The organism is Sulfobacillus thermotolerans, from assembly GCF_039623705.1.
Taxonomy (GTDB): Bacteria; Bacillota; Sulfobacillia; order Sulfobacillales; family Sulfobacillaceae; genus Sulfobacillus; species Sulfobacillus thermotolerans.
In genome coordinates, this window is record NZ_CP133983.1 from 1 (window position 1) to 26,239 (window position 26,239).

The 26,239-nt window shown below is 51.6% G+C and carries 18 protein-coding genes, 1 tRNA gene and 1 pseudogene; 13 read left to right on the top strand and 7 right to left on the bottom strand.

The features are described from left to right. The 11 genes and pseudogenes from dnaA to ORD20_RS00055 all read left to right on the top strand — a co-directional run bounded on the left by dnaA (window position 1) and on the right by ORD20_RS00055 (window position 12,704). The gene (gene dnaA / locus ORD20_RS00005) at window positions 1-1,386 is read left to right on the top strand and encodes a chromosomal replication initiator protein DnaA (RefSeq protein ID WP_103373996.1); all 1,386 of its coding nucleotides are present in this window, start codon (window positions 1-3) and stop codon (window positions 1,384-1,386) included. Between the two features lie 301 nt (window positions 1,387-1,687). Then, complete coding sequence (gene dnaN, locus ORD20_RS00010) at window positions 1,688-2,797, top strand: DNA polymerase III subunit beta (protein ID WP_103373995.1); 1,110 nt, start codon at window positions 1,688-1,690, stop codon at window positions 2,795-2,797. Continuing rightward, on the top strand, window positions 2,798-3,850 hold the full coding sequence (gene recF / locus ORD20_RS00015) for a DNA replication/repair protein RecF (RefSeq protein ID WP_103373994.1): 1,053 nt from the start codon (window positions 2,798-2,800) through the stop codon (window positions 3,848-3,850). Next, window positions 3,850-3,975 (top strand): hypothetical protein, encoded by a 126-nt coding sequence (locus ORD20_RS00020; protein ID WP_430626378.1) that lies wholly within the window; start codon window positions 3,850-3,852, stop codon window positions 3,973-3,975. The genes recF and ORD20_RS00020 overlap by 1 nt, the downstream gene beginning before the upstream one ends. A 155-nt stretch (window positions 3,976-4,130) precedes the next feature. Next, window positions 4,131-5,421: pseudogene (locus ORD20_RS00025) on the top strand (ATP-binding protein). A 16-nt stretch (window positions 5,422-5,437) separates the two neighbouring features. Next, window positions 5,438-8,527, top strand: coding sequence for a DNA gyrase subunit A (gyrA, locus tag ORD20_RS00030; RefSeq protein ID WP_430626379.1), 3,090 nt, complete (start codon window positions 5,438-5,440; stop codon window positions 8,525-8,527). After that, on the top strand, window positions 8,528-9,112 hold the full coding sequence (gene pdxT / locus ORD20_RS00035; protein ID WP_103373988.1) for a pyridoxal 5'-phosphate synthase glutaminase subunit PdxT: 585 nt from the start codon (window positions 8,528-8,530) through the stop codon (window positions 9,110-9,112). 345 nt (window positions 9,113-9,457) lie between these two features. Next, window positions 9,458-10,525, top strand: coding sequence for an S-methyl-5-thioribose-1-phosphate isomerase (gene mtnA, locus ORD20_RS00040; protein ID WP_369825222.1), 1,068 nt, complete (start codon window positions 9,458-9,460; stop codon window positions 10,523-10,525). Between the two features lie 133 nt (window positions 10,526-10,658). Beyond that, entirely contained in the window at window positions 10,659-11,921 is a 1,263-nt protein-coding gene (gene serS / locus ORD20_RS00045; protein WP_103373987.1) for a serine--tRNA ligase, read from the top strand. Between the two features lie 73 nt (window positions 11,922-11,994). Further along, window positions 11,995-12,078: transfer RNA gene (locus ORD20_RS00050), tRNA-Ser, on the top strand. A 254-nt stretch (window positions 12,079-12,332) separates the two neighbouring features. Continuing rightward, window positions 12,333-12,704 (top strand): HepT-like ribonuclease domain-containing protein, encoded by a 372-nt coding sequence (locus tag ORD20_RS00055; protein ID WP_103373985.1) that lies wholly within the window; start codon window positions 12,333-12,335, stop codon window positions 12,702-12,704. Between the two features lie 455 nt (window positions 12,705-13,159). Here ORD20_RS00055 and ORD20_RS00060 read toward each other — a convergent pair whose 3' ends face one another. From ORD20_RS00060 to ORD20_RS00075, 4 genes are all read right to left on the bottom strand, one after another. Beyond that, window positions 13,160-14,953 (bottom strand): peptidoglycan-binding protein, encoded by a 1,794-nt coding sequence (locus ORD20_RS00060; RefSeq protein ID WP_103373984.1) that lies wholly within the window; start codon window positions 14,951-14,953, stop codon window positions 13,160-13,162. 264 nt (window positions 14,954-15,217) lie between these two features. Further along, on the bottom strand, window positions 15,218-17,620 hold the full coding sequence (locus tag ORD20_RS00065; protein WP_103373983.1) for an MFS transporter: 2,403 nt from the start codon (window positions 17,618-17,620) through the stop codon (window positions 15,218-15,220). Further along, window positions 17,621-18,328, bottom strand: a complete 708-nt coding sequence (locus ORD20_RS00070; RefSeq protein WP_430626380.1) for an EAL domain-containing protein — start codon at window positions 18,326-18,328, stop codon at window positions 17,621-17,623. Window positions 18,329-18,393: 65 nt separating this feature from the next. Continuing rightward, a complete protein-coding gene (locus ORD20_RS00075; RefSeq protein ID WP_430626381.1) occupies window positions 18,394-18,558 on the bottom strand; it encodes a hypothetical protein in 165 nt (54 codons plus the stop codon). Between the two features lie 16 nt (window positions 18,559-18,574). Here ORD20_RS00075 and ORD20_RS00080 point away from each other — a divergent pair, with 16 nt between their 5' ends. Both ORD20_RS00080 and ORD20_RS00085 read left to right on the top strand, forming a co-directional pair. Beyond that, entirely contained in the window at window positions 18,575-20,038 is a 1,464-nt protein-coding gene (locus tag ORD20_RS00080) for an NAD(P)/FAD-dependent oxidoreductase (RefSeq protein ID WP_255398081.1), read from the top strand. Window positions 20,039-20,074: 36 nt separating this feature from the next. Then, window positions 20,075-21,667 (top strand): hypothetical protein, encoded by a 1,593-nt coding sequence (locus ORD20_RS00085; protein ID WP_103373980.1) that lies wholly within the window; start codon window positions 20,075-20,077, stop codon window positions 21,665-21,667. Between the two features lie 241 nt (window positions 21,668-21,908). Here ORD20_RS00085 and ORD20_RS00090 read toward each other — a convergent pair whose 3' ends face one another. The 3 genes from ORD20_RS00090 to ORD20_RS00100 all read right to left on the bottom strand — a co-directional run bounded on the left by ORD20_RS00090 (window position 21,909) and on the right by ORD20_RS00100 (window position 26,105). After that, window positions 21,909-23,015, bottom strand: a complete 1,107-nt coding sequence (locus ORD20_RS00090; protein ID WP_103373979.1) for an MFS transporter — start codon at window positions 23,013-23,015, stop codon at window positions 21,909-21,911. Window positions 23,016-23,306: 291 nt separating this feature from the next. After that, a complete protein-coding gene (locus ORD20_RS00095) occupies window positions 23,307-24,170 on the bottom strand; it encodes a DNA adenine methylase (protein ID WP_103373978.1) in 864 nt (287 codons plus the stop codon). Between the two features lie 207 nt (window positions 24,171-24,377). Beyond that, the gene (locus ORD20_RS00100; protein ID WP_103373977.1) at window positions 24,378-26,105 is read right to left on the bottom strand and encodes a peptide ABC transporter substrate-binding protein; all 1,728 of its coding nucleotides are present in this window, start codon (window positions 26,103-26,105) and stop codon (window positions 24,378-24,380) included. Window positions 26,106-26,239 lie beyond the last annotated feature (134 nt).

Consider the following 26,239-nt stretch of genomic DNA (forward strand, 5'->3'; position numbering starts at 1 on the left):
ATGCTGGAGGTCGGTTTAGAAGGCCTGTGGGCGGATACTGTGGCTCGTCTGGAAAGCGAGTTATCCACACCCAGTATGGAGACGTGGGTGCGTCAAGTCTTCCCACTCTCTTTGGATGATGGCGTACTTGACTTGGCCGTACCCAGTGATTTCGTCCGCCAAATTATTGCCAGCCGCTATGCTGGATTGCTCCGCGACGTGCTGACCAAGTCTGCTGGACGCCCGATCGAGGTACACCTTGTGCTGACACCCAAAGCGCCGGAAACACTTGACGAGGAAAAGCCTGTACCCATTCCTCCGCCCCAATCGGTTCGGCCCGCGCCTAAGGAGTCTGCGCCAGAGCCCCAAGAGTCGGAATTTCATACTCGCCTTAACCCCAAGTACGTGTTCGAAGCCTTTGTCGTTGGAGTCTCCAACCGCTTCGCCCATGCTGCTTGCCAGGCCGTCGCTGAAATGCCAGCACGAGCCTATAACCCACTATTTCTCTATGGCGGCGTGGGTCTTGGCAAAACCCACTTAATGCACGCGATAGGGCATCAAGTTCTATCCGTCAACCGAGAAGCTCGTGTTCTGTACGTTTCCTCAGAAAATTTTACCAACGAAATGATCAACGCCATTCGCGACGACAAAATGGTTCGGTTTCGACAACGTTACCGGAACATTGATGTCCTCTTGATTGACGATATTCAATTCGTCGCAGGCAAAGAACGCACCCAAGAAGAATTTTTCCACACTTTTGAAGCCTTACACGGGGCCCATAAGCAAATCGTCATATCGAGCGACCGTCCTCCTAAAGATATCCCAACCCTTGAAGAGCGCCTACGGTCACGATTCGAGTGGGGTTTAATCACCGATATCCAGCCCCCAGATCTCGAAACCCGTATTGCAATTTTAGCCAAAAAAGCCCAACTGGAAGATTTGCAAGTGCCCGACAGCGTCCTCCAGTTTATTGCTGCGCGCATCGACACCAACATTCGCGAACTCGAAGGGGCTCTCATTCGTGTCATGGCCTATGGATCTATCACCCGCCAATCTTTGACAGCAGAATTGGCGATGGAAGCGCTAAAAGACGTTATACCCAATTCGCGTCCGAAAGCGATCACCATCCGCCTTATCCAAGAAGAAGTGGCGAAACACTTTGACATGCGTGTCGAAGATCTCAAGGCCAAAAAACGCACGCGCGCGGTGGCATTTCCCCGGCAAGTCGCCATGTATATCGCACGCAACTTGACCGACGCTAGCCTCCCAAGAATCGGTGAGGAATTTGGCGGACGCGACCACACCACCGTAATTCATGCTTGCGAAAAAATCGACCGGGAACGACACGAAGATGCCCAACTCGCACAAATTCTCGAAGCCATCTCCAAACGGATCAAATCTCGCTGAAAAGCTTGGGGATAAATGGTGAAAAAACGGGGGGTTAATTGTGGAACAACAACAGGTAATACACAACTACACCATCAGACACAAAAATCATCCCCAATTCTCCCCGTGTCGATCCAGAGGTTATTCAGAATTATTTTGCGCCCCATCGCCTGATAACATAAGGGTTGCGGACACTTATCCAGATTATCCCCAGCCCTTATTATGACTACGGAAAAAAGACAAAAAAAGAATCTTAATCATAAGTGGGCTACGAAAGTCGCTCACCCATCTCAAAAAACCCTACCGGGAGGAGACCACTTTCATGCACTTTAGCGCTGCCCAAGACATTACGACTCGCGCTCTTCAACAAGTCGGTCGCGTTATTCAACCTCAAAACACCATGGCTGTTCTCGCAGGCATCCAACTCCAAGCCGAAAATGGTCGTCTCTTGCTGTCAGCGACCGACCTTTCCAGTCACATCGCCGCAGAAATTCCCTGCGACGTTCAAGAGCCAGGTTCTGTCGTTCTACCGGGCTCCACGTTAACCGAACTCATTCAACGCCTTCCCACTGCCACTTTCGACTTAACCTCCGATCCCAATACCGGACGCAGCACTATTCGCTATGGGCGCAACAAAGCCATCATCAACGGCTATGGCCAAGAACTGTTACCAAGTTTTCCTATGCTTGAGGACACCCAAGCTCGCCTTGAGTTACCGACTGGGACGCTATCAACGCTGAGTCGGCAACTCCTCTTCGCTGTATCCCGAGAAGATAGCCGCCCCATTCTTAAAGGCGTCTATGTAAAGCTCGGAACCGGCCGCCTCGTCTTCGTCTCCACCGACGGTACTCGTCTATCTCATAGCTGGCTTCCCATTCCTGACTACCGGGGTCCCCAAAAAGAGGTTGTCCTCCCGCACAAGTTCTTCAGCGAAGGCGCGCGTCTAAACCAAAACAATCCCGTCACCCTCACCTTGGGAACCGGACTCGTTGAACTCACCGCCCCAGGCACCACTTTTACCACGCGGCTGCTCGAAGGCCAATTTCCTGACTATGACCGCGTCATCCCCCAGGAATTTATTGCTGAATGTCGGGTATCTATTGCGGATCTCCGCGGTTCCTTAGAGCGTGTCAACCTCTTAGCCGCCAAGGATCATTCCACGCCAGTTGCCGTGCATCTAGAAGACGGGACGATCGATCTCTCAACTCAAACAGCCGATATTGGCCAAGCCCAAGAGACTGTAGAAGCGCAAACCCATGGCCAGGCCTTGGACATCTTATTCAATCCCACGTATATTCTAGATGCCCTTAAAGCACTCGAGGGCGACGAAGCCCTCTTACAATTTTCCGGCATTCAATCTCCGGCCAAAATCATGGATGCCGAAGGCGCTCAATATTTTCACGTCTTACTTCCCTTGCGGCAGATGATTTAAATGACACTGGATACGTTGGACATCAAAGGGTTTCGCAACATCAAGGACACGACATTGCAGTTTTCCCCGCAATTGACACTGATTGTCGGAAACAATGGCCAAGGCAAGACCAACGCCCTAGAAGCTTTGTATGTCACATTAACGGGCACATCATTCCGGGGTACTTCAGACCAAGACCTCATTGGCTGGAACCAACCCTTTACAAGCCTGACCGCCAAAATTCGGAAAGACCACACCGACCCTTTGACAATCACTCACTTTATCGGACGCCAGCCCGTGAGAAAAAAACACACGGGGCAAATCTGGCCCGCCGTCCTTTTTTCTCCTGATGATGTCCAGCTCTCCAAAGGGTCGCCAAGCGGTCGGCGCCGTTTTCTCGACTGGACCTTGGCTACTGTAGATACGCGCTATCTCCGCTTATACCGCCAATATCAACACGCCTTATTAGCCAGAAACCGCATATTAAAAGATTCACGTCTTTGGCCGACATTACCTGACTTTAGCCACGTCCTCGTCGAATCCGGTCTTTACCTGTGGATCCGCAGGCGTGAGATGGTGCAAAATATAGTGCCCAGGGCTCAAGAAATCTTTACCCAACTGACAGGACTCTCCATGCAATGTATGCTCAAAGAGGGCGGAAGCTCGAGAAAGGTTGAAACCCTCGAGGAGTACAGAACCTTAATGGATGAGCGCAGCACCGAAGAGAAACAAAGGCAAATGACGTTGGTTGGTCCGCACCGCGACGACCTGCTATTTCAGATCAATGGCGTGGCCGCATCTCCTTATGCGTCTCAAGGCCAACACCGGGCCCTCGCCTTAAGCCTCAAACTAGCCAGCTACCACGTCCTCGAAAAGGAGACGGGAATTATGCCAATCGTTTTACTTGATGACGTCTTATCAGAGCTCGATCCGATTAAACGCTCTAGTCTGCTCGCATTCATTGCGACCAATCATCCCCAAACGATTGTCACAGATACCGAAGCACGCAATTTTGACCACCTCCATCCGCAGGTCTACACGGTAGAGGACGGCCAATTTTCGAGGCAAGCCTAATGGATACAAACAGTGAGGAACTACGCGAGGTACTCGACCGATTGGTGGAACGCTATGCGTGGCAACCCGCCAAATCTTTATGGATTCTAGATTGCAAGGCGACCTCGCGGACGCAAAAACCATGATCTTGACAGATTCCGGCCTTGTTATGTCCAGTATCTCGGCCGCCACGCTCTACAAACGAGCCGGTAAGATAGCGTCCGAAGGCTCTTTAGCTATGTGGTATACTGAAATATAGGGCATTTTTGCCTGTGACTCAGGTAAGGAGGAACCACCACTCATGACGGAAGACTCCCGTCCGGGAAGCTACAATGAAGGCGATATTCAAGTATTAGAAGGCCTTGAGGCTGTACGTAAACGCCCGGGAATGTATATTGGCTCGACAGGCTCACGGGGTCTTCACCACTTGGTATACGAAATTGTCGACAACTCAATCGACGAAGCGCTTGCTGGAGTTTGCGATCACATTTGGGTGACACTCTATCGTGATGGCCGTGTAGGCGTTCGCGATAACGGCCGCGGTGTGCCAACCGGCATTCATCCCAAAGCCGGTATTCCCACATTGCAAGTTGTGCTCACCATCTTGCATGCCGGAGGAAAATTCGGCGGGGGCGGATATAAAGTGTCAGGAGGGTTGCACGGGGTCGGTTTATCCGTTGTCAACGCCCTCTCATCGGAATTAACGGCAACAAGCCGCTTTGGGGGCGGCACCTTTGTGCAGCATTACGCCAAAGGAAAACCGCTTGACGCCGTCACCCAGGTAGACGAAACCAATGAGACAGGATTCGAAGTTATCTTTCGTCCCGATGCCGAAATCTTTGAAGATGTGCATTTCTCTTTTGACGTCTTAGCCAACCGCATGCGCGAACAAGCGTTTCTCAATGCTGGGGTCTTCTTGTCGTTGCACGAGGAAGAAACTGGCCGTACCATCCAGTTTGAATTTCAAGGCGGCGTCGTCTCCTTTGTGGAGTATCTGAATTTAAGCCGCGACGTTCTCCATGCCCCTCCCATTGCTTTTTCCGGAGCGAAAGACGGTGTCATGGTCGATGTGGCATTACAGTATAACGACAGCTATAACGAAACGCTTTTCGATTGGCGACGAGTTTGTGCTCGAAAAGGCCCGCTACCACCGCATTGTGATTATGACTGATGCGGATGTTGACGGCTCGCATATTCGCACACTGTTGCTCACATTTTTTTATCGCTACATGACACCCCTGATTGAAGCAGGCTATGTCTATATCGCTCAACCCCCCTTGTATTTGGTTAAAAAAGGCAAGTTCGAGAAATATTTGTATGACGATGCTGCTTTAGCTAAATTGCAAGAAGAGCTTGGGCATGGAAAAGACATCAATATTCAGCGGTACAAAGGGTTAGGGGAAATGAATGCCGAACAATTGTGGGAGACCACAATGAACCCGGAAACCCGGACGCTGTTGCAGGTCGAATTGGAAGATGCTGTGGCCGCGGATTGGATCTTCAGCGTGCTCATGGGGGAAAAAGTGGAATCACGGCGCGAGTTTATCCAAGAAAATGCCCACCTTGTGCGTAATCTTGACACCGTAGGATAAAGTGAGGAAACGATAAATGGCTGAAATCGGGCATGTGTTGCCCATTGATATCCAAGATGAGATGAAGAAGTCGTACATTGACTATGCCATGAGCGTCATTGTCAGCCGGGCATTGCCGGATGTGCGCGACGGGCTTAAGCCCGTACATCGTCGGATCCTGTATGCGATGAATGAGCTCAGCAATACCCCCAATCATCCCTACAAAAAATCGGCCCGTATTGTAGGAGAAGTGCTAGGACGGTATCACCCGCATGGCGACGTGGCGGTGTATGATGCCATGGTGCGGATGGCTCAGGATTTTTCTATACGGTATCCGCTGGTCGATGGACACGGCAACTTTGGATCCATGGATGGAGATTCTCCTGCCGCCATGCGTTACACAGAGGTGCGTTTATCGCAGATTGCGATGGAAATGTTAGTCGACATTGACAAAGAAACGGTCGATTTTACACCCAACTTTGACGAAACAACCCAAGAACCCCTAGTATTGCCCGCACGCATTCCCAATTTGCTCATTAACGGGTCTGCTGGGATCGCGGTGGGGATGGCTACAAATATTCCGCCCCATAATTTATCCGAAGTGGCGGATGCGGCAGTATATATCATCGATCACCCAGAAGCCAGTTTGGAAGATTTATTGAAATTGGTTCCTGGTCCCGATTTTCCCACGGGCGGGATGATTATGGGCCGTGAAGGGATTCACCAAGCCTATGCTACGGGCCGCGGCATTATTGTCATGCGCGGGATTGCGGCGGTGGAGGAACCTGAACAAGGACGAACCCGGATTGTGATTTCCGAAATTCCCTATCAGGTCAATAAAGCACGTCTTCTCGAAAAAATTGCGGACTTGGTCCACGAACATAAGATTGAGGGGATTGCGGACTTACGCGACGAGTCTGACCGCCATGGCGTTCGCATTGTGATCGAAATCAAGCGTGATGGCGTGCCGAAGGTCATTCTCAACAAATTGTACAAATATACACCTTTACAGCAAACGTTTGGCATGATTTTGCTCGCCCTGGTGGACAACCGTCCCCAGGTCTTATCGCTCAAGGAAATTTTGCATTATTTTGTGCAACACCGGCGGGAGATTATTGTTCGCCGGACACAGTTTGACTTGCGAAAAGCCGAAGCCCGAGCCCATATTCTCGAAGGCTTGCGCATTGCTCTGCAGTTCTTAGACGAGGTTATCGCCTTGATTCGCGCTGCTGCCAGCGTGGATGCCGCGCGCACGGGACTCATGACGCGTTTTGGCTTAAGCGAGCTGCAAGCCAATGCCATCTTGGAAATGCGCTTGCAACGCTTAACGCAACTCGAACGCGAAAAAATTGAAGAAGAATACCGCCAAATCCAAGAACTGATTGCGCATCTGCGTGAGATTTTAGCGGACGAACGGCTCGTCTATCAAATTATTAAAGACGATCTTCTTGAGATTAAGGAAAAATATGGCGATGACCGCCGCACTAAAATTGGGGCAGCTGCCAAAACCATGAGTGATGAGGATCTGATTCCCGAAGAAGATATGGTCATTACGTTAACCCACCGCGGCTATATCAAGCGGTCACAAACCTCTGTGTACCGGTCTCAAAAACGCGGTGGGCGTGGCGTCATGGGCAGTACCGTGCGCGAAGATGACTTCATCAACCATTTGTTTATTGCTTCAACCCATGCCTATCTCTGCTTTTTCACCAACAAAGGGCGCATTTATCGCGTAAAGGTTCACGAAATCCCCGAGGCGGGAAGGCAAGCCAAAGGAATTTCCGTGGCCAACTTAGTGGCGTTGGAAACAGATGAGCGGATCGCGGCGGTGCAAACACTACCACAAGATGTTCCTGAAGATACGTATTGGGTCTTTGCCACAAAGCAAGGAGTGGTCAAGCGCACAGCGTTAGCCGATTATTCCACGTGGCGTGGCGGTGGTGTCATCGCCATCCATTTGGATGAGGATGACGAACTGATCGGGGTTGAGCAAACCACGGGCCACAGTGATGTCCTGATGGCTACGGCCTTTGGCAAAATCATTCGGTTCCCTGAATCCGAAGTGCGCGCCATGGGTCGGTCTGCGCATGGCGTTAAAGGCATCCGCCTAATCGGAGGCGACAAAGTCGTATCCTTGGCCACGGTCAGTGACATGGGCGAATTGCTCCTCTTGACAGAAAAGGGGTTTGGCAAGCGCACAGATACCGATCAATTCCGCGTCACAATAACAAGACAAATGAACGAAAAGCAGGTTGGGACTTTTAATGTGAAGGCTGGACTCGCGGAAATGCTTAAAGGCGGCGTGATTATGGATGTGACCACTCCCGAGCAAGCCGTTATTGCGGAAAAAGCTGGAGCTGTCGCGGTCATGGCGCTTGAACGCGTGCCTGCCGATATCCGTGCGGCAGGTGGCGTCGCCCGCATGGCAGACCCCCGTATTGTTAAAAGCATTCAGCAAGCGGTTTCCATTCCGGTTATGGCCAAAGTGCGCATTGGCCATTTTGTGGAAGCCCAAGTACTTGAGGCTCTAGAGGTCGATTATATCGATGAGAGCGAAGTGCTTACCCCCGCTGATCCGCAATACCACATTGATAAATGGGGATTCCAAGTGCCGTTTGTCTGTGGAGCGCGCGACTTAGGCGAAGCCCTGCGCCGTATCGCCGAAGGGGCTGCGATGCTGCGGACCAAAGGTGAGCCGGGTACTGGCAACGTTGTCGAAGCGGTGCGCCATCTCCGTGCCGTCAATGCCGAGATTCGTCGTTTGGTTGCCACGCCCGATGGAGAATTGCCGGATTTGGCGAAAGAGCTCAGGGCTCCCATTGACTTGGTGCGCAAGGTCAAAGAGCTCGGACGCCTACCCGTCGTCAACTTCAGCGCAGGAGGCATTGCCAGTCCCTCCGATGCGGCGTTGATGATGCAATTGGGTGCTGACGGCATCTTTGTAGGGTCAGGCATTTTCAAGTCCCAAAATCCTGAAGCTATGGCCCGTGCGATTGTCCGCGCAACCTTGCACTTTAATGATCCTAAAATCATTGCGGAAGTGTCGGAAGGGATTGGCGATGGGATGCCGGGACTGGAAATGGCAACCTTAACGCCTGCTGACCGCATGCAGGACCGGGGGATTTAAATGCGCATTGGTGTGCTGGCCATTCAAGGCGATGTGCGTGAGCACAAAAATCATTTGATCGCGGTTGGTGCTGAACCCGCCGAGGTGCGCACGGTCAAAGACTTTGACAGCGTTGATGGCCTTATTATTCCAGGCGGGGAAAGCACGACCATCGGCATGTTGATGCAAGAAGAAGGACTGATTGACGCCATTCGTTCACGCGTGGTAAACGATCACTTTCCCGTCTACGGCACGTGTGCCGGCCTGATCTTATTGGCCAAAGACGTGGTTGGGCCTTCTCCTGCTCGGTTAGGGCTTATGGATATCACAGCCGGACGCAATGCGTATGGCCGCCAATTGGCGTCATTCGAAGCCCCGATTACTATTCCCTTTTTAGGGCAACCTGACTTTCCAGCGGTCTTCATACGGGCGCCAAAAATCCTAGCGATGTCAGCGGACGTGGTCCCGCTGGCCGAATATGATGGACAGGTTGTCATGGCTGAACAAGGTTCACTTTTAGTCTCAGCCTTTCACCCTGAAATGAGTCATGACGTGCGTATTCACCAGTATTTCGTCGACAAGGTACGAAAAACACAAACCGTTTAAACCAGGCCAAGAGCACAACGACCTCACTTTGGGGGGCGTTGTGCTCTTGGCATTAAAAGCCCTCCCCTTGAGTTGACATCCGATATGCAGTAAGGCAAAATCAAACTGATTAAGTAGAACAGGGCTTTTCGTGAAAAGCCGAGAAGAATATGGGCACTTAGGCCTTACAGAGAGCTGGAGCTGGGTGTAATCCGGCAGGCCTGTTGTCTTATTCCACTTCTCGTGAATCTCCGGCGATGAGTCGGCGGGGCTCGCCGTTACTGGGCATTGAGTTGGGCGCGTAGAGCGTCAATTGGGGTGGCACCGCGGGTTATACTCGTCCCCGACTGTGGGAGGAGTTTTTATTTGCGTGCAGACGAAAAGGGGCAAGCCATGGATACACCGGCCATATCTACAATTCAGGCCTCAGAGACGGCAGTCATCTTATTGGATCAACGCGCTTTACCGCAAACAGTAACCTATTTGACCTGTACCGATGGAAATGACGTCATTGAAGCCATCCGCTCTTTGGCGGTAAGAGGCGCCCCTGCGATTGGGATTGCCGCAGCGTATGGACTTTGGCTCTTTGCGCGTCAAGCTCTTCGGGCGGATGATTTTTGGTCTCAAGTCCAGCATGCGGTGACGGCACTTAAAAGCGCTCGCCCGACGGCGGTGAACTTAGCGTGGGCGGTGGACCTTGCCTATGAGCGCATGCGGTCTCTTGCGCCGCAAGATGCGGTTTTAGCGTGCCGGCAATGGGCCGACAGCTTGCTCGCGCAAGACATCACCTTAAACCAAGAAATTGGAAGATGGGGCACGACCCTCTTTGACGGATCGGTGCGGATTTTGACGCACTGTAACACGGGAGCTTTGGCTACTGGTGGTTACGGAACAGCTCTAGGGGTTATTCGCTCGCTTTACCAAGCGGGACGTTTGCAGCAGGTTTGGGTCGATGAAACCCGTCCTCTGTTGCAAGGTGCGCGATTGACCGCTTGGGAGCTGGATCAAGAACATATCCCGGCTCAACTGATTACGGATAGCATGGCGGGCACGGTCATGGCACAACATATGGTTGATGGCGTAATTGTAGGAGCTGACCGGATTGCGGCAAATGGCGACACGGCAAATAAGATTGGAACCTATACTGTAGCCGTGCTGGCAGCTTTTCATCAGATTCCCTTTTACGTGGCTGCGCCCCTTAGTACTTTTGATATCGCGGCGCAAAGCGGCGCGGATATCCCTATCGAACTTCGGGCAGCTGACGAAGTGCGCCGTGTGGGCAACGCGCAAGTGGCCCCCGAAAATTTTCCCGTGTATAACCCCGCTTTTGATATTACCCCGGGGAGTCTGGTGGCCGCATTTATTACTGAAAAAGGGATTATTTCCCCACCATTTTCCGAAAATATTCCGCGTCTCATAAGCAAAAATGTCTAAACCCTGCGGTATGAGATGCACCAAAGTGATATAAAGAGTGAATTAGTCGACTCCTTGTATAAAGGTAGCATATGCGACAAGGCGGACGACACGCCAGTGATGGTCGTATCCAGTGAAAGGCAGGAGACAGGGGATGCTCGATATTAAGCGCATACGCCAAGAACCGGAGACGGTGAAGGCGCTGTTAGCGAAAAAACATGTGAACGTAAATCTCGACACCGTACAAGAACTGGATCAAAAACGGCGTCAGGTGACACTGCAAATCGAACAGTTGAAAGCCAAACGCAATCAAGCCTCGGAGGCCGTCTCGCAACGCAAAAAGCGCGGAGAAGATGCCCAGGACCTCATTTTAGAAATGCGGCAGGTGGGCGACGAGATTAAAGCGTTAGAAGCATCGCTTGAACCCATTGACGCGGAGTTGCAGGAATTTTTGCTCACCGTGCCTAATACGCCGTTGCCGCAAGTCCCAGAGGGTGAATCGGCCGATGATAATGTGGAAGTCCACAAATTTGGGGTACCGAGGACTTTTTCATTTCCTGTGCAAGCGCACTGGGATATTGGCGAGCGGTTGGGCATCCTAGATTTTGAGCGGGCACGAAAAATTAGTGGCGCGCGGTTTACGGTATTGGCAGATGGCGGGGCCAGACTCAGTCGCGCTTTGATAAATTTTATGTTGGACCATGCACGGGCACGAGGGTATCATGAAATGGCCACGCCTTATTTAGTCAATGCCACCTCTATGTTCGGCACGGGACAATTTCCCAAATTTGTGGACGATGTGTTCCATGTTGTGCCCCATGATTATTATCTCATTCCGACTGCCGAGGTGCCGCTGACCAATTTATTTCGGGACGAAATTATTTCCACCCCGTTGCCCTTAAAGTTTACCGCCTATACGGCGTCATTTCGGGCGGAGGCGGGAGCAGCCGGACGCGACACGCGCGGTCTTATCCGTCAACACCAATTTGACAAAGTGGAATTGGTGCGCATTGAAGAACCTGAGAAGTCCGAGCAAGCCTTGCAAGAAATGTTGCGTGATGCAGAGAGTGTGCTGGAGGACCTTGGACTCCCCTATCATACGGTGATGCTTTGTGGTGGGGACATGGGCTTTGGACAAGCTTTGACCTATGATATTGAAGTATGGCTACCAAGTTACGGCAAGTATGTCGAGATATCTTCCGTGAGCACCATGACCGATTTTCAAGCGCGGCGGGCCAGCATTCGGTACCGACCTAAAGGCAGCAAAAAAACGGAATTGGCTCATACGCTCAATGGCAGTGCTCTGGCCGTGGGACGCACCATTGCGGCTATTTTAGAAAATTATCAAATGGCCAATGGCCATGTTCAGATTCCTGAAGTGCTGCGTCCTTATATGGGCGGCATGGAACAACTCTAAGATCGAGGTGCTGTTTCCCAGTGCCTCCCTCTTTTCTTCCCTGCATTTTTAGGGTACACTATTCTTTGTCTTTGGAGGGGTAGCGTAATTGGTAACGCAGTGGTCTTGAAAACCACCGCCTTCGGGCTTGCAGGTTCGAGTCCTGTCCCCTCCGCCACTTTTTAAACCAGATTCTGCAGGCTTGCCATGCCTAGTCTGATTATTGATTGTCAGAGATATTCGAAGGCGCTCTGTCGATATGCATACCCTGCAGGAGATCCATCCCGTGATTAGAGACCAAGTTCGAAAGCAGATGGTGTCGATTTTTCCACCAGAGGTCCAAGCCTAATGGCGGAAAAGAATTCGGTTGTATACTTAGTCGATATGGTGGGTGCATGCGAAAAAATCCTCCGGTATTGTTAAAATCGGACCTTGGCCGAATTCGTCGATGATACATTGTTATTTGAAGCGGTTCTGAGGAACCTTACTGTCTTGGGGGAAGCCGCGGGGCGTTTCGATCGACTATGGACCACTCGGTATTCCGATGCTCCTTGGGTAGCCATCACGGGCATTCGCCACCGTGTGGTTCACGACTATGGTCATGTGGATCCCGAGATTGTTTGGGACACCGTACAAGAGGATGTCCCTGCGATCCTCAAGAAGCTCAAGAGAATCCTATCGGATATGGGATCTGATACGCTCTCGTCCCCGGGATTTCGTGGCTTCCATGGTAGCATAGGATTAATGAGTGCTCTAAGCGAAGCGGGCGGGAGCAGTTCACATAGTCAAGTTGGGAATCGCTAAAAACGCACCCAAAAAATCTCTAATTGCGCCAAAAGGACCTCGAAAAGCCTGAAATCTAATTGACGCGCAAGAAACCTCGTAGGACAAAACTTCGATGCTGATGGGCTGGGATAGTTATATACTAGCTTTCAAGGCCAGTACACGTCCTGTATTGAGACTCATACTAATACGATTCGCGCGCTGAGATTTCGGCGTGGTTGTACACGTTACGCTTGGCTCTAAGTGGGACCATGATGACACAGACCGGGTGATCTATTGGTCCATAGTAGGGGGTAGCTGAAGACTGCATGGGACAAGGTCTCCGTACTGTGGTTTTCGCTTCCCAGTCAAGCACGGCTTATTGGACAGTAGCCCCGGGCCGAATTTGCCCGGGGCCTTGGATCCAAGCACTCCTTTATTATCATGGCTACACGGAAGGTAACCGACGAGATGAGAGCTCACCTATTGAAACTTGGCTAACGGGTGAGAACATTAACCGTATTGGTATTGTTATTGGTGAAATATAAGGCCAGTTCCCCGTCTTCATCAAGGGCGACATAAATCCCAAATAAGGCAGAGCCAGCGCCTGTGACGGGGTTGACAGGCGTTTTATCCAACGTCCGAGATGACACAAGGCGTCTTGTTCGGGGATTGATTTCGATGGCTCGATTGTCTCCTTGATTAACCGCAATGAGGTGACCGTTTTCGGGATTGAACCCCAACCCTGCCGGCTTGTTGAGGGGAGGTCCTTGATAAATCGTAAGCCCTGATCCCATATCATTTTCACCTGTGGAGACAGGGGCGAGCACGGAGATACTGTCATTGGCTCCATCGGCAATGTAGAGAGCATCGCCCATTGGTAACCATATCATGCCTTGGGGACCATACACTGTATTAATGGTGGTGCCAACGTGGGCAAAGCCGGAACCGATTTGTACGGTGAGGGAGTCTTCATTAAAGTTCGGCGGATGAAAGCCTGTAAATCGATCGATGGTGCCTGAAAGGACATTGGTAGAGAAGAATGCGGCGGGAAGTCCATAGAATTCACCAAAATTAAACTGCATTCCCCAAGGACCGGCAAATAGATCACGACGAATATCGCCTCCAGAAAATAGAAGACCATTCGCCGAAATCACTTGGACAAGACCCTGACTCCCGTTCGGATTAAATCCGTAATCGGCGATCCACGTGGCTCCTAGATTTGATGTCGCAATCGCAATAGGTGCCATGGCTCCTGCGAAGAATCGGTGAGGTTTCCCCTGCACAATGCGTTCTAAGGTGCTGCCTAGACCGATGATGCCTTTGGCGTTGTTGATGTTTGAAACCAGCACATCGCCGTGTTTGAGCACGGTTTGGGTATCATCAAACGTATTCGGCGCTAATATGACGCCATAGGGATTTTTGTCACCGTTTATGGGATCTATCGTCGATGAAATTTCTCGAATAGTGTGCAGATCGCCGATGCGTTGGCGAGGATAAAGGTCCGCCGAGTACCAAAAGACCGGATTCGAACGTCCTAGCGCGTAGAATGTTTCTGAGCCGGCAACGCCATCCACAGTTATGCCAAACGCTTTTTGAAACGCGCGCACGGCCTCACGCGTAGCCCGTCCAAAATAGCCATCAATGCGACCAAGGTAGAAGCCTAGATTTTGCAGAATGACTTGGAGGCCCACAGTATCGAATCCGTTGTCCCCTTCTCCCAAATTGCGGCCGCCGGTAAAAGATGTAATCCACAAGATATCAAAGGTGTTGGGACCAACTGACCCATCGAATGATATGTCCCAATGGCGATAAACAATGTTGTCGCCTTGAAACGCGAGAACCGCGGGTGTTGTCGAGGATCCAAAAATGCCATTGGCAGGCTGATTATTAATCGATGCGTAACGCAGGCAATTTAATCGGTTTTGCAGTACCCTCACGTCTCCGCCATGCGTGCCGATGCTTAATGAACGCGAACCAAATGCGGGACCTCCATAGGCGCTATTATCCTGCCCCATAATGCGGTACGTTTGCCGGTCGACAACACCATCGACCGCAATTCCGAAATAACTTTGGATATTGTACGCGGCTTGTTGGCTACTGTGGTCAAAGATCCCGGTAATGGGAATGCGGGAGCCCATGGGGCCTTGAGGGGGATCCATAAGTTCTAGCATGGTATCGTATAGGCGTTGAAAAACTTTCACATCAGTTCCGGCAATTGCAGGCGACTGCAACCGAAGTACTCGCGATCCAAAAGGCACGACCGGCAAGTTGTTAGAAAAACTAGCCACTGGCGCATCCCTCCTATGTACCCCATCATACGGATGAAATGGGAATGTGTTCCACGTAATATTTCTGCTTTGTTGCATCGTGGTAAGAAGGCCGCTACGGATTGGCTCTGATAGAATTTGCTCTCAGACAACGGCTTGTGTCCGTCCAAAGACGGGACCCATGATCTTTGAATCCTTGCTACTATTGGGGGTTGGGAGGATGGCTCGCAAGAGAAATTATGCGGCCAGATCGTAAAGGCAAGGCAGCCAAAACGGTTGCGTGTTTTAACGGCGACGACCGCTAGGAAGGGACGGGTTTTCCATTGAAGCGTCATCCGCGGTAATCAAGCGTCCTCGGCCTTGTTGCTTGGCTGCGTAAAGACGGCGATCGGCGACGCGGTAGAGGTCTTGATAGGTTTGGCCATCTTCTGGATACAAGCAGCTGCCGGCGCTGACGCCGAGTCCGAAGGCCTCGAGGGGCAGGGCACCAGCGATATCTAAAAATCTGCGGTAGGTACCGGACGCAGACGTCACCCCCCCTAGCAGCAAGATGAACTCATCGCCTCCCAAACGTGCTACGGCATCCCCCGCCTCAATGGCCTTACGAAGGTGAGTGGCTATCGTCTGCAGCGCCTGATCGCCACTTTGATGCCCAAATGTATCGTTGTGTTGTTTAAACCCATCGAGATCCATGATAACAAAGGCGAAAGCCTTTGCTTGTGCAAATCGGCGCTCGATTTCACGCTCTAGCCCCATCCGGTTGGGTAATTGGGTGAGGCCATCGGTAAACGCGAGATAGCGCATCGCGGTAAACTGTTGCGCTTGAGCTAAGGCGATAGCGGCCACTTGGACAAACATGCGCAATTGGGAGATGCGCTTTTCAGAAAAAGCCATGGCATCGCGGTCCCAAAATGTTATGAGTCCAGTGGGCCTGTGTCTATGGAGGAGTGGAAACGAGGCAATCGACCGCATTGCGGGGAAGGCATGAGACAGGGCCGCATTGTCTTGCGAACGCGTGAGATCGTTATCCACCACGATGATGGCTTGAGTAAAGGAATGGGTCAGGGTGTTCGGTTGAGGCGCGTTAAGACCGCGCCCTTGGTCATCTCGATATAAGGGAAGAGTCAGGGCGTCTTTGACAAGCATATCGTCTGGGCGATACAATCCGTTCCACTGCGTCGGCACCAACGTCATCGTGTCTTCATCGAAGTGATGAATGGTTACCAATTCCGATCCACTAAGGGTGAGCATCTCAGATACAATCGCGTCTTCCACTTGGTCTTCGTGCAATGCCTCGATGATGCGACTATAGGTATGATGGACCGAATCGGTCTGCAAATAGCCATTAAGTTCCTCCAAGGCTCGGTTTCGCGGTTCAGGTAACCAAGCAATCGTGACGATGATACCGAATACGGCCGCAAGTGACAGCAAGAAAAACACCCAGGCCACTCCGTAGGTTTGGGCCACGAGCGGAAGGCAAAAAGTCGCCACAAAGGCCCCCACCTTGCCTGCGGCCGCAGCTAAGCCATGCCCACGACCGCGCAGGTGGGTAGGAAAAATTTCAGAAGGGTATAAAAAGGTTGTGGTATTGGGACCGAGTTCGATAAAGAAATACCCTAAACCATACAGTAGGAGAAGGCCCCAGGCATCCATCATTCGATGGTCAAAAACGGCAATGAGGCCATAAATGATGGCCAGGGCTCCAAAACCCACCCACTGGATTTTTCGGCGTCCCCACTGATCCATTTTGGCGGCCGCCCCATAATATCCTGGCAACGCAGACACAACGAAAATGATGAGCGCATCTCTTGTCGTTGTCTCCAACGACGCATGGGGAACAAAGTGATGCAACACAACATGAGATGAAATACTTAATCCGTAGAAAATAGCGTCAAGAAAAAACCAAGCCAATGATGTTGCGATAAGCCGTCGAAGAAAAGGCTGTTGCCGTAACATCCCTGTGTGCGGGGTGTGTAAAAACGTCCTGACGTCTACCGTCTGGCCGGTCACGGTATGAATGATTTGGCGTGTTTGGAGCGGATCGTGTTTGACGTGCAACATAAAGCGGGGGGTCTCAGGCATTTGCCGACGAAAATAGAGGGCGAAAGCGGCTGGAATGGCGCCTTGGGCGAGCAGAAGGCGCCAAAGGATAGGAGCGGGACAATGAGCATCTAGACCAATGAGGCTCACTAAGGGTCCAGCCACTAATCCGATTCCTTGCATTGCAAAGACGTAAGTCACTAAGCGTCCTCGGTTGCTTTTGGTGGCAAACTCACTGACAATAACAGCACTAGCAGGATAATCCCCCCCAATACCGATGCCTACAATGAACCGGGATACGATAAGCCAAGCGTAATTCGGAGAGAGTGCTGAGAGTAGGGACCCGCCAATCATTAAGAGTGCTTCTAACCCATAAATTTTGCGGCGGCCTAGGCGGTCCATTATCGAACCGAAGAGGACCGAGCCGGTAGCAGCTGATAACAGTGAGACGCTGTTCATGAGTGATAATTGCCAAGTCGTTATGTGCCATAGAGATTGCAACAGCACCGTCACCGTGCCAATCACGAAGAGGTCATAGGCGTCCGTAAAAAATCCCATGCCTGTGGTGATAACGGTGCGCCAATGTTGACGCGTGACGGGCGACGTATCAAGGTCCTGCAAAGGATCCAGCAATTGCGGACGGCTCATTTAGGCACCTCCTTGGGGGATCATCGGCAAGGGCTGGATGACTGGACGTCCCAACCAATATCCTTGGGCGAAAGGAATGTGAAAATGCTGGAGCCAAGCATATTGGGCATCAGTTTCAATGCCTTCGATAATAATCTGTGTGTGGGCCTCTTGCAGTCGTGAAAGCAATCCATGGACAGATGAAATACCCGAGTGGACGCGACCATCATGGAAAAAGTGCTGCTGGATATCGGTGAGGGTGAGTTTAACGTAGTGCGGTTTGATCGCCGTGACGAGTTCGAATCCCGCATCGGTGCATGTCCAATCGTCGAGTGCAATGTCCAAACCGTGATCTCGCAAGGTATGAGCCTTATGGCGCCATAAGGCTAAATCTTGAGATTTCACCCAGCGTTCGGTAATTTCGACGACAATCCGTTCCGAGCATTGTTTCGCGATGTCGACTAAAGCGCTTGGCAAGGCATCCTGGTGTGTCAATGTTACCGGTTCAATATTAATAAACAAAGGGATGTCTCCATAGCAATGACGCGACAACTGTTGCGCGTGATGCGCAAGCACCAGGGCGTCAGTCACATGCGACGTGTTAAACAGTGTAAAGGGCGATATCCAGCGGTTGTGGGTGGGGTCTAAAGCACGCAATAAGACTTCATATCCCCTGATAGCCAAGGAATTCACCGTTTTTATCGGTTGTAATGCGGTATAGAGTTGCACGTTAGATCCTTCTTGCGCAAAGACTTGGCATGGGTTCCGTCCTTCAGGGATTGCAACTCCTGTGGTCACAAAAGGCTCCATCCTCCTTGTGATATCGCATATGAGACGGCAATTAATCCTACCGTACCGACATTAATGTCAGGAGAGGATGGGATTAAGATTGGGTTAAACGGCTCGCAATGCATGATGATGTGCACAATGTGTGGATAACTCAGCAATTTCTGGGTCATTATACTCTCCGAGACAGTGCGAAAGGACAGGGTCATGGACGTTGTTGTCATCGGAGCAGGACCTGCGGGCCTCGCGGCAGGCTATGAAGCGGTCCAACAGGGGCATCAGGTCATCGTCTACGAGCAAGATGCGCATCATGTCGGGGGGATTTCGCGAACCGTTGAGTATAAAGGCTACCGATTTGATATTGGTGGCCACCGCTTTTTTTCCAAGAACTTGGCCATGGAAACCTATTGGAAAGACGTGCTAGGTGACGATCTGTTAAGGCGGCAGCGGTTGTCCCGCATTTACTACCAAGGAAAATTTTATGACTACCCGCTGAAAGCTTCTAATGCCTTTCGCAATATGGGAATGCTCAAGACGGTGCAGTGTTTGGCCAGTTTTGCCGGAGCGCAAATCCAACCGATCACACCTGTCACGAATTTTGAAGAGTGGGTCATCAACCACTTTGGTCGACAGTTGTATCAAATGTTCTTTAAAACCTACACGGAGAAAGTGTGGGGAATGCCCTGCCAAGAGATAAGCGCGGACTGGGCCGTACAACGCATTCAAGGACTCAGTTTAGGGCGTGCGGTGCAGGCGGCTCTTTGGCCTGGCAGACAATCGGCTAACGGCGTTGTTAAAACGTTAACGAACGCTTTTTTCTACCCGCGCTTAGGGCCTGGCATGTTATGGGAAAAAGTCGCTGAGCGCATTCGTGAGCAAGGCGGGCATGTGGTCATGGGGGCCAAAGTCGATCGCATTATCTGGGAAAAGGGGCGTGGCGTCGTGCAAATCGAAACACCCCATCATGTCAGTGCCGTCCATCACGTGATTTCATCAATGCCGCTGCGCTCTTTCGTGCGCGCCTTGCACCCCAAGGCGCCAGAAGAAGTCATCAACGCGGCGGAATCGCTGCAGTACCGAGATTTTTTGACGGTAGGGCTTATTATTGATGCGCCCCATCTTTTTCCCGACCAATGGATTTACATCCATGATCCCGACCTTAAAGTCGGGCGCATTCAAAACTTCAAAAACTGGAGTCCGGCTATGGTCCCTGATGCATCTAAGACCGGTATAGGCATGGAGTATTTTTGCTTTGCGGGCGATAAATTGTGGACCATGACGGACGCGGCGTTATTGAATTTAGCCGAACAAGAAGCCCGCGCAACCGGTCTTTTGGGGCAAGCACGCTGTCTTGACGGAACGGTGATTCGTGTCCCCAAGGCTTACCCCGTCTATGACGACGCTTATGAGAACCACCTCAGGACCATACGCCACTTTCTGGCGTCACACCTGCCCAATGTCCACGTCGCCGGCCGCAATGGCATGCATCGTTACAATAATCAGGATCATGCCATGATGACGGGGATTTTAGCGGCGAAGAATGTGTCTGGCGCCCATTATGATGTGTGGGCCGTGAATGGCGATGCGCAATACTTGGAGACTTCAGGGAGTGTGCGGTCGGTTCCACAAAGGCTGCGCAGCCTCAAAGGATAAAGGGGTATGGTGTTGTCAGATGCCCGAGGAGGCGCGATGCACAAAGTACGAGGACGAGAACAATTCATGGTGTTTGCGTTTTTCCTCAGCCTGGGGCTGATATGGATGGGTCTGATGCCCTTGTGGCAAGGGCCTGATGAGCCGGCACAGTTTGCTTATGTCCAGTACATGGAACATCATGTGTTTCCGCCGCGGCAAGACATTGTTCCCGCGGGACAAAGTCCTTGGCTGTATAGCCCCTCGTCCGCAGAAAACATGGCGGTGACGTTGTCCCAGCGTGCCCGGGTACTGCAGGATCCGGCCGCGTGGTTTTCTTGGACACCTTATGAAACGGCCAAGATTTTTCGGGCGGTGGCGCACGCGAGCGCGAGCCCTCAAGCGCCAACGATGGGCACACAAAATTACGTGGAGATTTATCCTCCCCTCTATTATGACCTCATTGCACGGGGGCTTCGGTTATTAGGCCTGCGCAATGTGTTTAACGCGGCGTATATGGCACGGGCGGTCAGCGCTTTGTGGCTTGCGGTATTGGGCGTTGTATGGAATCAGGTGCTAAGCTCTGTGGTTCGTCAAAGCGTTTTACGTCTCATGTTTTTGGCCACCGCAGTGCTTGCGATTCCTACCGTTGGCATGCTAGGGGGTGTCGTGAACAATGACGTGGTCATGGACGGTGCCAGTATGGCGGTATTTGGCGCATCGCTGGCCGCGATGCAGAATCCCCTGCGGTTTATCTCGTGGAAGGGGGCTGTCGCACTGGGATTGTTAGCTGGAATGGTTATCTGGACCAAGGAAGAAGCCTACCTCGCTTTAGCCCTCTCCCTTCCCTTTGTGTTAAGCAGCGTATGGCGCAAGCAGGCTTCGTGGCGCGTGCGGGGAGCATGGTTTGGATTGGCCGGCGCTACGGCCCTTTTGGTGGCTTGGCCTTGGTTTGCGCTGATGCTTCACCGCTACCACGCCCTGGTTCCCCCCTTAACTTATCAGAGTGCCGGGAGCAATCCTCGCACGTGGGGATTTGTGGTTCGCCATGAGCTATTGAGTCGTTCCTTTCAGATGGATATGATGGTGACTCAGCTGTTTTTTGGTATGGATTGTCCATGGTGGCAACCTTGGATCTCCATTTCGTGGTTTCGCCTTGTTCTCGGGACCATAGTGATATGGATTCTATTGGGCGGAGTGCTTGCGGGAAGGGGACAGCGGGGCTGGGCTTTAGCCCTGGTCTGGATCAGCGCCGGCTTTACGATGCTGTGGCTCATGCAAGGAGAGTATAATGTCTTAACCGGGTTCTACTTCTTGCAAGGCCGATACTTTTTGTTTCTTTTGGCTCCTGCTTCGTGGCTTGCGGCACATTGGTGGATGAAGTGGCCAAAAGTCTTGCAAATTGGGACATTTATCGGTGCCGCGCTCTTATCCTTAGCGACCATGAGCCGGACTATTTGGCGGTATTACCATCATAGTTTGCTGTCCTATTTATTAGGCCATGTCGTCTTGTTAGCGCCACCCGCCTCAATTAATCTGAGCCGTATCTGCCTAGGAATATTGGCGACCGCTGTGGCGGTGGCCCCGATTGCTCTTCTTGCCTATTTTCGCGCTGACACCGAGCCTACCCAAAAGAGCCATAAGGGAGTCTAAACACAGGCATTGGGGTGTTGATAACACCTATGGTTTTTTGGCAAGGTCTACGTTCTTTGTACCGCTGTTGTTGCCCCTTTTTTGCAGCCGATGGCTTAGGAACGAACAGATGCCCTCGTTAGCGTCCTAACGAGGGCGATACCTTCAGCAAAAACTTAACCGATTGTCCGCCACCACGTGGCTCCTAACAGTCCCATACTGGGAACAACAGAGATGAGAACAGCCCCACCGATCGCGGGGCCTAAGGTGTGATGCGCGAGCCATTGCCCGGCCGCCAAAGCACCAAGAGGTCCGGCGGCTTGAAGAAGGGTCCGGATGTGCGTAAGGACCACCGCGCGGTGCTCTTCGGGTATCGCACCGAACCGCAACTGCATGACAAAGATACTGGTTCCTCCAGCCATCGCCGCGTTGACAGTGATCCCCACAAACGCCCACAACGGGTGCCTGATGCCGATCCATAGCCGGCCAGAGCAAGTCCCGCCACGGTTTGCATCAGCCATAGCCTAGTTAAAAGAGGACGTGTGGAACGGCGACGAGGCCAAAACCACGTCCCCACCGTTCCCATTAGGGCACCCAAGCTTTCCAACAGAGCATAAGCCAATGCCGGCGCATGCCATTTGTGCACCATAATTGGTTGCACCACCGTCAAGTCGCCCTCCCCGAAATTGCTTAGCCAAAATACGAGCAGTGGGGCCCAAAGGCGCATATCGGACCGCACCAGTGACCATGGCCGAAAGGAGGCGTGCGCTTCGTGAATGGCTTGGGGAGCACCTTGGGGAGGGAGAAAGAGTACCGCAAGATTCAGACCCGCCAGAAAAAAGATCCCACTAACAATCAAGGCCAGCGTTTTTAGTGGGAACACCATAGCTAGCAACCCACCCGTAAGTGAGCCGCCTACCGCTGAGATATTCCATCCTGTTTGCTCTAACTTCATGGCGAGCGGCAGGTTTGTTTCAGGTAATAGGCGTGGCCATAAGCTAGGCCCACCACTAGTATTGGCAATAAAGGTCAGACCCCATAGGGCGCTTGCCCCATCAATAAACCAAAGATGCCTGAAACCATGCAAGGTGAGCCAAAACGCAAGAGCCGCGTATACGCCAGAGCGCATCCAAAAGTCCGCAACCATCACACGACGAATGCCAAAGCGCTGAAATAACCCAGCCACGATAGGGCCGCCGCCTAAAACGGGAGCTGTCGAGAAAAAGCTTAGCCAACCCAGTTCTTGGGCAACGTGGGCATAAGACGCCAAGGTCCAATAGAGGGCGACTTGAAAAGCATTGCCAGCCCATAAGGACGCGGTGTCACCAATCCAGTAGCGCAAGAACTGGGGATATTGCCTAATAGACATAGCAATCCCCTCATTATGATAGATAGGTTTCTATTTCAGTAAGAGGATTTTAGGGGGGCGTGATACGAAAGGTCGGATTCGCCCATGGTGATATGCGCATGATCGACCCACCTTTCACGACTATGTCTTTCGATTATAGCATGATGGCTACTCCTGCGCTAAAACTTGTAGAGACTATCTGGCTCACTGATGAGACCTAACCCTGCACTCTCTTTTACGAAACACCAGTGTCCGAAATTTCGTGATGAATGGCTATTGGTGGTCAGGCCATACAATTACCAAATGGCCGCGTCAGAGTCTAGAACCAACAGCGTTCGCTGAGGTATCATAGTTCATCACGAGCACTTCATCGATCTTGCCCCGATGCTTTGCATCGGAATTGATAGCCCGGTTTGCACCAATAATCTGCATGGGATAGTCGCGATATAAGTCTTTAATAAAGGCGGTCGCTGAATTGCTTAGCAGCACGTGACAGCCTCGGCGGTTGAGATCATCAAACACCGATTTGAGTCGAATCTGCTGGTTGCGGTCGAACCCTCCGCGATCATATGCCGTGAAAGATGCGGTATCTGAAATGGGATCATAAGGCGGGTCAAGATACACAAAATCTCCTTTTGTGGCACCTTGTAGAGCCTGTTCAAAATCCATATTCGTTAATGAGATGCCGTTTGAGGACAGGTACTGGCTAGTCGCCCGCAATGCGGTCTCATCGATAATAGTTGGATTCTTGTAGTGTCCAAATGGCACATTAAAATGCCCGTGGCTATTGACCCTAAAAAGACCGTTAAAACATGTCTTGTTCAGGAAAATGATGCGGGATGCTCGTTCGACGTCGGTTAACTCCCGATATTGCGCAGTCCGGTCGAGGCCTCTTAATTGGTAGTAATATTCCTTGTCGTTGTGATGCTTGGCCATGTTAGCAATGAGGGCTTCGACGTCATTCGCCACTACGCGGTAGGTGTTGATGAGTTCGCTATTCATGTCGTTGACAACGGCCTGTAATGGCTGAAGATCAAAGAGCACAGCCCCGGCTCCCACAAACGGTTCATAATAGCGGTGAAAGTTCTTTGGATAATAGCGCCGGAGCTCCGGCAACAACTGCCGCTTCCCTCCCGCCCACTTGAGAAACGGCCGTACCATCTTGTTCTTGGACAATGCTTTTCCACCCCATTGGGAACAGCATATAATATTTTTAGGGCCTCGTGGCAAAGAAGCAAGGGGCACGCAATGTTCAGACTTTCACAAGGCGAGACTCTCTTTAGCCCCAATTAGCGCTTAGCCCGTAGCTGGCATAAAGCGTGTCTGCAAAAAAATTCCTGCCACTTATTGGCAGGAATTAGGGACATGAATAGGACGGTCTCCCTATTGGGACAAAGTCCAATAATTCGGAGACAACAAGTCGGAGACCGGGTTGAAGGTCTTGACCGTCCCATGTAAATTCACGGCATGGACGTTAAAGGCGGGAGTCCACGGCATCCACAAGACGGGCAAGTCTTTCGCGGCCCACGCTTGATAGGCATCCAGTCGGCTTTGGGATTGTGCAGCAGAGCCTGGGGCATACGTTTCGGCAATGAGTTGGTTCATTTCGGAACTGGAGTATCCGCCAAAATTAGCACCCGCTCCCGACTTAAATAACCCTCCGCCTGTCGGATAGAAATCGGGCTCATAAGTCCAGCCTCCGCCCCACCACACCATATTCCACTTGGTCGGATCGGTTTGATTAGCCTGCGCAATAATCTGATCAAAGGGTTGTGGTGTGAGGGTGACAGCAATGCCTTCTTTGGCCCATGTGCTCTTAATAAGCTGCACGATGTCAGCGTCGGTATTGCTCCCACTGACGTACGTCAGTGTAAATCGGAGTTGGGTCGAGCCTTTAGTCATCACCCCATTGACCAGTCGCCAACCGTGGGCTTCCAAGAGCTTTTTGCCCTGCTCAGGATTATAGGGGTAAAGCGGATGGCTGAGGGCGGAGTCATAGAATTTTGTTGGTGGTTTAGCAGGGATTGGGCTGTCCTCGACAACCCCGTGACCATGGTAAAAAGCCTTAATGATGCCTTCTTGATTAATCCCCATTTCGAGCGCTTCACGGACATAGCGCTGATTGAAGGCGACACCGAGTCCACCTGGGGCATTCGGATTCAAGTTCGGCTGCAAGTAGTCGAATCCAAAGAGATAGGCGGTATTGAGGACATCGTGGGTCAGCTCTTGTCGGGAGCTCCACAACGATGAAGGTAAGTATCCTAATGTGATTGTCCCCGTCTTTAATCCCTCAAATTCGGCTTGCGGGGAGGTTTCATACTGAAAGATGACTTTGGATAACGAGGAAGGGTGTCCGCCGTAATGCGGATTGGGTACAAATACCCAGTCGTTGTTGGCTTGCATGCTGGCAAATTGATACGGGCCGTCGACGATATGGTAGGGCGCTGCGGTGGGCGAATTGGCCACCGATTTGATATAGGCCAATTCCTGCATAAAGTTTTGGGGATATTTATTCCACACCGCTTCCGGCACGGGCGTAATGGGAGCCAGCCCATTGTGTTCAAACCACACCGGATTGGAAGGGCTTTTCAGGGTGACCACGACGGTTTGGGGATTTAGCGCGACGACACTTTTCCAAAGGGTAGGCACCCCACCCACGCCACTGCCGGCATGAATCCATGGAAGATTCGGCGCTGAGGAACTGGTCGTATCAATGATCTTCCAGGCGAAAACGACATCTTGTGCGGTGATGGGAGTATTGTTTGACCAGCGGTAACGCGAATTAAGATGCAGAGTAAAGACGGTGTCGTTGGAGGACACGTCAATCGATGACACTAACGAATGCGCGAAGTTGATCCCATCGCTCGGCGTAATATCAAGGAGCGGTTTGTACATGAGTCCTTCGAGCTGCATATTGACATCCGAACCATAACCAACCGCGCGCACGGGAAAAAACCAGTTTGGCGAGGTTTGGGGAGCTAATGCGATAACAGCGGTACCGCCATTAGCCGGGGTTGCAGAGTGGGAAGCCGATGAGGTCGCACCGCAACCAGACGCAAGAATTCCGATAAGACCAATAGCCGTGATACGCCAGGAAGCCGATTTGTGCATAGCCACCCTCCTTCTGGTTTGTTTAGATTAGAGGGTAATATACAATATACACATTGGTCTGTCCATAAATTTTTTTGGATTCTGAAAACGGCCCAAAACATTGTGCTGGTGCCTATGCGTCATATTGCCAAGCA

Coding starts and splice junctions, on each gene's coding strand:
- dnaA (WP_103373996.1), top strand. CDS start 1: ATGCTGGAGGTCGGTTTAGAAGGCCTGTGGGCGGATACTGTGGCTCGT.
- dnaN (WP_103373995.1), top strand. CDS start 1,688: ATGCACTTTAGCGCTGCCCAAGACATTACGACTCGCGCTCTTCAACAA.
- recF (WP_103373994.1), top strand. CDS start 2,798: ATGACACTGGATACGTTGGACATCAAAGGGTTTCGCAACATCAAGGAC.
- ORD20_RS00020 (WP_430626378.1), top strand. CDS start 3,850: ATGGATACAAACAGTGAGGAACTACGCGAGGTACTCGACCGATTGGTG.
- gyrA (WP_430626379.1), top strand. CDS start 5,438: ATGGCTGAAATCGGGCATGTGTTGCCCATTGATATCCAAGATGAGATG.
- pdxT (WP_103373988.1), top strand. CDS start 8,528: ATGCGCATTGGTGTGCTGGCCATTCAAGGCGATGTGCGTGAGCACAAA.
- serS (WP_103373987.1), top strand. CDS start 10,659: ATGCTCGATATTAAGCGCATACGCCAAGAACCGGAGACGGTGAAGGCG.
- ORD20_RS00065 (WP_103373983.1), bottom strand. CDS start 17,620: ATGAGCCGTCCGCAATTGCTGGATCCTTTGCAGGACCTTGATACGTCG.
- ORD20_RS00075 (WP_430626381.1), bottom strand. CDS start 18,558: ATGACCCAGAAATTGCTGAGTTATCCACACATTGTGCACATCATCATG.
- ORD20_RS00085 (WP_103373980.1), top strand. CDS start 20,075: ATGCACAAAGTACGAGGACGAGAACAATTCATGGTGTTTGCGTTTTTC.
- ORD20_RS00090 (WP_103373979.1), bottom strand. CDS start 23,015: ATGTCTATTAGGCAATATCCCCAGTTCTTGCGCTACTGGATTGGTGAC.
- ORD20_RS00100 (WP_103373977.1), bottom strand. CDS start 26,105: ATGCACAAATCGGCTTCCTGGCGTATCACGGCTATTGGTCTTATCGGA.